8 protein-coding genes and 1 tRNA gene are annotated in these 7,918 nt (G+C 68.5%); 5 read left to right on the top strand and 4 right to left on the bottom strand.

Going from position 1 to position 7,918, the window contains the following annotated elements; genetic code table 11:
- The 3 genes from E8A12_RS17205 to lptF all read right to left on the bottom strand — a co-directional run.
- Positions 1 to 694: LptA/OstA family protein (locus E8A12_RS17205; protein ID WP_293371057.1), on the bottom strand; the 694-nt coding region annotated here is incomplete at its 3' end.
- Between the two features lie 120 nt (positions 695 to 814).
- The gene (locus tag E8A12_RS17200; protein WP_293371055.1) at positions 815 to 1,912 is read right to left on the bottom strand and encodes an LptF/LptG family permease; all 1,098 of its coding nucleotides are present in this window, start codon (positions 1,910 to 1,912) and stop codon (positions 815 to 817) included.
- 10 nt (positions 1,913 to 1,922) lie between these two features.
- Positions 1,923 to 3,056: an LPS export ABC transporter permease LptF gene (lptF, locus tag E8A12_RS17195; RefSeq protein ID WP_293371053.1), complete on the bottom strand. Its 1,134-nt coding sequence runs from the start codon at positions 3,054 to 3,056 to the stop codon at positions 1,923 to 1,925.
- Positions 3,057 to 3,217: 161 nt separating this feature from the next.
- On the opposite strand from lptF, the gene E8A12_RS17190 reads away from it, so the two are divergent.
- Genes E8A12_RS17190 through E8A12_RS17180 form a run of 3 tightly spaced genes read left to right on the top strand, consistent with a single transcriptional unit; the run spans position 3,218 to position 5,536 of the window.
- The gene (locus E8A12_RS17190) at positions 3,218 to 4,669 is read left to right on the top strand and encodes a leucyl aminopeptidase (RefSeq protein ID WP_293371051.1); all 1,452 of its coding nucleotides are present in this window, start codon (positions 3,218 to 3,220) and stop codon (positions 4,667 to 4,669) included.
- Position 4,670: 1 nt separating this feature from the next.
- Positions 4,671 to 5,144, top strand: a complete 474-nt coding sequence (locus E8A12_RS17185) for a DNA polymerase III subunit chi (RefSeq protein WP_293371049.1) — start codon at positions 4,671 to 4,673, stop codon at positions 5,142 to 5,144.
- On the top strand, positions 5,141 to 5,536 hold the full coding sequence (locus tag E8A12_RS17180) for a peptidase inhibitor I78 (RefSeq protein WP_293371047.1): 396 nt from the start codon (positions 5,141 to 5,143) through the stop codon (positions 5,534 to 5,536). Before E8A12_RS17185 ends, E8A12_RS17180 begins: the two co-directional genes overlap by 4 nt.
- On the opposite strand, the gene E8A12_RS17175 is transcribed toward E8A12_RS17180, so the two are convergent.
- Positions 5,533 to 6,786, bottom strand: a complete 1,254-nt coding sequence (locus E8A12_RS17175) for a glycosyltransferase (protein ID WP_293371045.1) — start codon at positions 6,784 to 6,786, stop codon at positions 5,533 to 5,535. The two genes, E8A12_RS17180 and E8A12_RS17175, sit on opposite strands and share 4 nt — an antisense overlap.
- A gap of 86 nt (positions 6,787 to 6,872) precedes the next feature.
- Here E8A12_RS17175 and E8A12_RS17170 point away from each other — a divergent pair.
- Both E8A12_RS17170 and tig read left to right on the top strand, forming a co-directional pair.
- Positions 6,873 to 6,955, top strand: a tRNA-Leu gene (locus tag E8A12_RS17170).
- Between the two features lie 198 nt (positions 6,956 to 7,153).
- On the top strand, positions 7,154 to 7,918 hold a 765-nt coding region (gene tig, locus E8A12_RS17165; protein WP_293371043.1), incomplete at its 3' end, for a trigger factor.

Raw genomic sequence — 7,918 nt, 5'->3', positions numbered from 1 at the left:
GGCGGACCTTGTCCTCCAGCACGCGGTCGGCGCTGATCGACCAGGTGGGGGTCTTGGGCGTCTTGCCGACGCAGATATTGCAGGGCGTGACGATCGCCTCGTTCAGCTCCTGCAGTTCTTCGGAGCGGCGCACGGCGGTGTCGCTGCTGATCTTCCATTCCTGAGCGGTGCGCTTGTCCTTCATCGACTCCGAGAAGCCGAGGGCCACAGCCGCCTGCATCTTGTCGTCGAGGGTCATCTCGGTCGCGTTTTCGACCTCGCCATCGTCGTGGATGATCTGGACGTGGCCGTAGGCGCGGATCACGCCCTGGGCCGGGGCCTCTTTGTCGCGGGGCGTCCGCGCCTGGCCCTCCGGCAGAGGCGGGGGCTCTTTATAGACCAGCCGGTCGGCGCGCAGCGTGCGGTCCTCGTAGCGCACTTCGACGTGGCCCTCGGCGGTGGTGATGCCGTTCTTGGCGTCACGGCTGAGCTGGTCGGCCTCGATATAGAGCTCGCCCGGCTTGAGCCCGTCGGTGTGTTCAGGCGCCGCAGGCCTCGGCTTGTCGGTTCCGCGGGCGCTGTCGTTGAGGATCTGGCCCCGCTGATCCTTGCTGAGCGGACTTTGCTCATATGGGGTTCCCGGCTCGGGCTGGGCCAGGACCACACACGGCCAAAGCACGGCGGCCGCCGCCCCCGCCAGCAGCGCGCGCTTCATGGCCCAGGGGGCGGAAGAGGGGCGGGCTGCTGGCAGCGCGCGCCGACGCGGATTCATCTTGGCCTTCCGATCCTCATCGCGACGCGACTTATCGCCTGCATAGCCGGGCATGCGGACGATTCAACCGTCTTCGGTGTAGCAGAGCAGCGTCAGGCCAGACAGCAGCGCGACCACCGCCGGAGCCCACGCCGCCGCGAATAGCGGAATGATGTGGGCGCGGCCCAGGGCCCCGGAGAGTTGGTTGAAGAAAAACACCACGAACCCCAGCGCCACCCCGGCGCCGGCGAGGCCCGCCAGGCCGCCCAGACGCACCAGCCGAAGCGAGAAGGCCGCGGCCAGGATCGCCATGGCCGCGAACATCAGCGGCGTCGACAGGAGCTGCTCGAAGCGCAGCCGGTAGCCGGAGGCCGAGAAGCCGGAATCCTCGGTCTGCTTGATCGCTCCGGGCAGACGCCAGAAGGCGATGGTGTCCGGCGAGGCGAAGCGCTCCACGGCGGCCTCGGGATCCAGCGGCGAGCGGATCGACAGGCTGTCGGACTGCACTGAACTTTCGCCGGCGGTGGCCTCGCGCACGTTCGTCAGCTGCCAGAAGCCCGGGTGCAGCACCGCCTCGGTAGCCTCCAGCCGGCGCTTGAACTCCGGCTGGCCGTAGCTGTTCTTCTGATAGACGAACAGCGACACGTCATGCAGGCGCACCTCGCCCTGGATCGTGTCGCGGCTCTTGGCGTGGATCACCATCTGGGTGCGTTCGTCGCCCTGGCGCAGCCAGACGTCCTTGGGCGCGTCGCCGATATAGCTGGCCATGAGCTTCGCCCGCTCGACCTCGAAGCGGGCGCTGAGCGCGGCGGACACCGGGCTGATGGCCAGGACCGCGAAGATGCCGAAGAGGAAGGCGGCGAACGCCGACGGAAGAATGAAGCGCCACGCCGACACCCCGGCGGCGCGCATGGCCACCAGCTCGCTGCGACGGTTGAGGCCGACAAAGGCGCTGATGCCGCCGAACAGAAAGACGAATGGCAACAGGATCTGGATCACCGACGGCGACTGCAGCAGGGTGAGGCGGAAGATGTCGCCTGCACCGACCTCGGTGCGCACGCCGACGGTGCGCGACAGCGTGACGAACTGCACCAGCAGGATCATCGAAGAGATCATCACCAGGGCGACGCCGACGCCGACGATGTTGCGGCTCAGCACATAGCGGGTGAGGCGGGAGTTCATCGCGGCGGCCTCACGCCACGGCCGGCGCGAGGCGCGCGGCGCGGCGGATATCGATGAAGCGGCTGACCCGCTGACGGAAGATGCCGCGCAGGGCGAGCGCGGTCGCGCCAATCGGGATCGCGTATTGCAGGATGTTGACCCAGACGTTGGCTTCCGACGCGGACTGGGCCACGAAGCCCAGGATCCGGATCAGGATGGCGACGCCGATGGTGATGGCGATCCGCCGGGTGTAGCCCAGGCGCGAGAACCCGCCCCCGATGATCGCCGACAGCGCCAGGGCCATGGCCGCGATATTGTAGAGCGGGGTGGCGATCCGGAAGTTGCCTTCGGCCAGCAGGGCCTTGCGGTTCTTCTGCTCCCAGGCCTGCTGCAGGTCGGGATGGAACAACTCGTGGAGATAGCGGTCCGAGGGCTTGTAGTGGACCATCTCGTCGGGGTCCGTCAGCTGGTTCAGTTCATACGGATATTCGTTGAAAGTCAGGTAGTTGAGCACACCGCGCTCGGAGAATTTCTGAGTGGACCCGTTCTCCAGCATCAGCACCTCGTCGCCGTTGCGCTTGGCGATGTGGCCAGAGTTGGCCATGTAGGTCGTGGCCCCCCCCTTGTCGTCCGTTTGATGGATGAACAGGTTGTGCATGTCGCCCTTCTTGTCGATGCTTTGGGCGTAGACCGTCAGGCCGGGCGCCGGCGCGGTGAACTCGCCCTCGCGCACCAGGGCCGCCGCGACGTCGGTCTTCACGTCGTTCATCACCTCGCGCAGGGTCCGATAGGCCAGCGGCTGGACCCACAGGTTCATGATGAGCGCCAGCAGGGCGACCGTGCTGGCCAGGCGGATGGCCGGCGAGATCACCCGCCAGCGGCTCATCCCGCCGGCGAAGCAGACGACGATTTCCTGCTCGGTGTGCAGGCGGTTGAGCGCCACCAGGCCGGCCGCGAACACCGCGAAGGGCAGAACCATGTTGGTCAGCTGCGGCATGGACAGGAGGGTGATCTTCAAGAAGACCATGGCGCTCTGACCGTGGTTGACGATCAGGTCGAGGCTCGAGAGACTCGTGCCCAGCAACGCAACCCCCGTCAGCGCCGCCGTGGCGAGAAGGGTAGGGCCGAGCAATTGCCGGAGCAGGTAGCGGTCGATCAGGCGCATCGGTAAGAAATAGGGCTCACTCGGAGTTTTTAGCCGCGCCCCCGCCGCGGAGGTGATCTAAACCATGCGTCGCCGCGCCAGACAACCGCCGGGCAGGGCCCGTAGGTGGCGGTTGGACCGCGACAGAGCTTTTTCGCCACACCACACCTGAGAGACCCTGAATGGATATTGAGTTCGTCGCCGCCGGCGCAGCCCTGTCGCCGAAGACCGCCCTGGGGCGGCTGGTCCACGAGGGCGTGGCCCTGGACGGCGCCCTGGCGCAGGCCGTGGCCGCCAGCCGCTTCACCGGCGCCAAGGGCCAGACCCTGGACGTGCTGGCGCCCGCCGGCGTCGACGCCGCCCGCCTGGTGCTGGTGGGGCTCGGCAAGGCCGAGGCGGTCGATGCGCTGGGGATCGAGCATGCCGCGGCGGCCGCCTATTCGGCGGTGAAGGCTTCGGGCCTGACGACGCTGCGGCTGGAGCTGCCGGACGCCTCGGCGGAGCTGGCGGCCCGCGCAGCGCTCGGGGTGCGCCTGGGCAGCTACCGATTCGACAAGTACCGCACCAAGGAGCCGGCGGAGAAGAAGCCGTCGATCGTCAAGGCCGAGATCGTGGCGGCCGGCGCGGACGCCGCGTTCGCCGCCTTCGCACCGCTGGCCGCCTTAGCCGATGCGGTCAGCTTCACCCGCGACCTGGTCTCCGAGCCGCCGAACGTCCTCTATCCCGCGGAATTCGCCGCTCGGGTGAAGGCGTTGGAGAGCCTCGGCCTGGAGGTCGAGGTGCTCGGCGAGGCCGAGATGATGAAGCTCGGCATGGGCTCGCTGCTGGGCGTCGGCCAGGGCAGCGTGCGCGACAGCCAGCTGGCGATCCTCAAGTGGTACGGCGCCGACGACAAAAAGGCCCAGCCCGTCGCCTTCGTCGGAAAGGGCGTCTGCTTCGACAGCGGCGGCATCTCGCTGAAGCCGGCCGAAAACATGGAAGACATGAAGTGGGACATGGGTGGCGCGGGCGCGGTGGCCGGCCTGATGCATGTGCTGGCCGGGCGCAAGGCCAAGGTCAACGCCATCGGCATCCTGGGCCTGGTCGAGAACATGCCCGACGGCAACGCCCAACGCCCCGGCGACGTGGTCACCTCGATGTCGGGCCAGACCATCGAGATCATCAACACCGACGCCGAGGGCCGCCTCGTGCTGGCCGACGCCATCTGGTACTGCCAGGACCGCTTCAAGCCGAAGTTCATGGTCGACCTCGCGACCCTGACCGGCGCCATCATCGTGGCGCTCGGGAACGACTTGGCCGGCTGCTACTCCAACAACGAAGAGCTGGCGGCGAACCTGATCGCGGCGTCGAACACCGAAGGTGAGCCCCTGTGGCGGATGCCGCTGCCGGCGCAGTACGACAAGAACATCGACTCGATGATCGCCGACATGAAGAACACCGGCGGCCGGCCCGGCGGCTCGATCACCGCGGCCATGTTCATCCAGCGGTTCGTCAACGGCGTGCCCTGGGCGCACCTCGATATCGCCTCGACGGCGTGGAAGAAGCCGTCGTCCATCCCCACCAGTCCAGAGGGCGCCACCGGCTATGGCGTGCGCCTGCTGAACCGCATGGTGGCGGAGAAGTACGAGGGCTGATTTGCCGAAAACGCCTACGTCCGACGCGGCGACCGAGGTCTGGTTCTATCACCTGGAGCGGACCGGGCTGGAGCAGGCCCTGCCCGAGTTGCTGGAGAAGACCCTTCAGCGCGGCTGGAAGGCGTTGGTGCGGGTTCGCGAGGCCGAGCGCATGCAACACCTCGACGCCGCGCTCTGGACCTGGCGCGACGAGAGCTTCCTGCCGCATGGGCCCGACGACGAGCCGCAGGCGACGCGCCAGCCAATCCTGCTGACCACCGGCTTCGACAACGCCAACGCCGCGGACGCCCTGTTCCTGGTGGACGGCGCGGAGCCGGGAGAGCTGTCGGGCTATGCCCGCTGCGTGGTGCTGTTCGATGGCGGCGACGAGGCGCAGCTGGCGGTGGCCCGGGCGCAGTGGAGCAAGATCAAGGCGACCGGCCTGCCGCTTTCCTACTGGAAGCAACAGGCGCGCGGCTGGGAGCGGCAGGCGTGAGGGCCTGGGCGGGCCTGAGCCTGGCGGTGCTGCTGGGCGCCTGCGCGGACGCGCCCAGCTACCCCACCACCCAGGCCGCGCCCGCGCCCACGCCCGCTGAGGCCGCGCCGGCGCCCGTGGCCTCGCCGCCGACGCCTGCGGCGCCGCGGCTGGCGACGCCGATCCCGCATCCGCCGGCGACCAGCGCCGTCGCCGGGCCGGACGCCTGTGGCGCGGCGCAGATGCAGGGGCTGGTAGGTCGCCCCCGCACCATGGTCCCCGTGCCGCTGGACCCCAGCCGCCAGCGGGTCGCCTGCACCACCTGCCCGGTGGCCGAGGACGCTGATCCGGCCCGGCTCAATTTTCTGTTCGACGCCGACACTGGCGTGATCCGCCAGGTCCGCTGCGGCTAGGTCCGGGCCGCGGGCAGGTCCGCCTCTGGGATCTGGACGCCCATCTCGCGCAGCAGGCTGAACCATGCCTCGGCGCCGGCGCGGCTGGAGAATTTCTCCACCGCGGTCGCGCGGGCGGCTTTGCGCAGATAGTCGAACCCCCGCGGATAGCGGCAGGCTTCGATCAAGGCCTGGGACAGGGTGTGCGGATCGAAGAACGGCAGCAGGCGGCCGTTGGCCCCGTCCTTGATGGCGTCGTGTAGGGGCGGCGTATCGGAGCCGATCACGTAGCAGCCGCTGGCCATCGCCTCGACCACCGACCACGAGAGCACGAAGGGGTAGGTGTAGTAGACGTGGGCGCTAGACAGGCGGAACGCCGCCAGCAGGGTCTCGTGGGGGGCCTTGCCCATGAAATGCAGGCGCGAGGCGTCCAGCGGCAGGTCGCGGAAGATCAGTTCCTGCCAGCTTCCGCCGCCGGGAGGTGAGCCGCCGTAGGGGCGCGGCCCTTCCTTGCCGAACACCAGCACCTGGGCCTCGGGGACCTGGTCCATCAGCCGGGGCAGGGCGCGCGCGAAGATGTGCAGGCCCCGCATCGGTTCCATGTGGTTGTTGGCGTAGGTGATCACCGGGGTTCCCGGCTTGATGATGCGTCCATCCGGCAGTTCGAACGGGGCTGCGGGGCCGGGATGGATCGCGTCCACGTCGACGCCTTCGTGGATCACCCGCACGAGGGGCCGGAAGACCGGCGGCAAGGCCGAGGCCTGGAATTCGGTCGGGGCCACGATCGCGTCGGCCGCGGTCAGGGCCAGGGCCATCACCGCGTTCTTGGCGTGGACCCGCAACTGCTCTTCCTCGTCGTTGCGGTGGAACTCGGGGTCGAAGCCCACGTCGAGCCCGTGCGCCCGGTAGAAGAACTCCGAGAACAGCACCTGCCTGGCGTTCGGCCACACCTCGTCGAGGAAGACCGTCTCACCCCAGCCAGGATGGCCGACGATCACCTGCGGCTCGAAGCCCTGGGCCTTCAGCGCGCGGGCGATGCGTTGGGCGTTGGTCCCGCGGATCAGGTCGGCTTCGGCGCGCACGGCGTAGGTGAAGATGTCCGGCGTCGTCCCGCGGTCCAGGGCGTAGCGGCCGATGTGCACGCCCGGGACGCCGGGCGAAGTGGCCGACCCGATCGCCGCGCAATCCACGCCGCGCGCCACCAGCGCCGCCGCGAGGCTGCGGAACTGGCCGGGGAAGTTGTTGTGGACGAAGAGCACGCCGTTCGACATGGCCGCCTTCTGCCTGCCCGCGTGGCGGCTGTCACCACCTTCACGGGCTTGGCGGCCCGCGCCATCCCGGCTAATGGCGGGGCGACGCGGCTATGGCGGAATTGGTAGACGCAACGGTTTTAGGTACCGTCGGGCAACCGTGGGGGTTCGAGTCCCTCTAGCCGCACCATCCTGTCGGGCGCCTGCGGAGCTTCGCGGGGCTGGCCCTGAGGGCCTATTGGCGGGACCTGTCCTTCGAAGCCTTGGCGAAGAAGGAGCGGCGTGACATAACCGCCGCCCTCCGCCGGGGCCCGGCGGACTTTGTTTTCACTCCTGAAGGTAGCCCAATCGCGCCAGACGGCGCGGCGGCTGGAAATTGAAGATGTCGATGCAGATCGTTGAAAAGTCTGGTGATGGCCTGAGCCGCGTGTTCGGCGTCACCGTGCCGGTGTCCGAGCTGAACGCCGCCCTGGACGCGCGCATCGCCGAGATCACGCCGACCCTGAACATCAAGGGTTTCCGGCCCGGCAAGGTGCCGACCGCCCACGTGCGCCGCCTCTACGGCAAGGCGCTGATGAGCGAGGTGGTCGAAAAGACCCTCAACGAGACCACCCAGAAGGTGCTCGACGAGAACAAGCTGCGTCCCGCCGCCGACCCGGCCCTGAAGCCGGAAGGCGACATGGATGCGGTGATCGAAGGCAAGGCGGACCTCGCTTACGAGATCGCGGTCGACGTGATGCCGGACTTCGAGCCGGTGGACATCGCCACCCTGTCCCTGAAGCGCCCGGTCTATGAGCCGACCGCCAAGGAAGTCGACGAGGCGGTGGACGAGCTGGCCAAGCAGAACCGCACTTACGAGATCAAGACCGGCAAGACCGTGAAGGCCAAGGACGGCGACATGGTCGTCATCGACTTCCTGGGCAAGCTGGACGGCGTGCCCTTCGACGGCGGCGCGGCGGAGGACGCCGAGCTGGTGCTGGGCTCGGGTCAGTTCATCCCGGGCTTCGAGGAACAGCTGGTCGGCGCCAAGCCGGGGACCGACGTTGAGGTCAAGGTGACCTTCCCCGAGAACTACCAGGCCGAGAACCTGAAGGGCAAAGAGGCGGTCTTCGAGGTCAAGGTGAAGGACGTGAAGGGTCCGGTCGATGCGCCG

Source organism: Phenylobacterium sp. (assembly GCF_004799395.1).
Classification (GTDB): domain Bacteria; phylum Pseudomonadota; class Alphaproteobacteria; order Caulobacterales; family Caulobacteraceae; genus Phenylobacterium.
This window is presented reverse-complemented; position numbering and strand designations above follow the sequence as displayed.

Coding starts and splice junctions, on each gene's coding strand:
- lptF (WP_293371053.1), bottom strand. CDS start 3,056: ATGCGCCTGATCGACCGCTACCTGCTCCGGCAATTGCTCGGCCCTACC.
- E8A12_RS17200 (WP_293371055.1), bottom strand. CDS start 1,912: ATGAACTCCCGCCTCACCCGCTATGTGCTGAGCCGCAACATCGTCGGC.
- E8A12_RS17175 (WP_293371045.1), bottom strand. CDS start 6,786: ATGTCGAACGGCGTGCTCTTCGTCCACAACAACTTCCCCGGCCAGTTC.
- E8A12_RS17190 (WP_293371051.1), top strand. CDS start 3,218: ATGGATATTGAGTTCGTCGCCGCCGGCGCAGCCCTGTCGCCGAAGACC.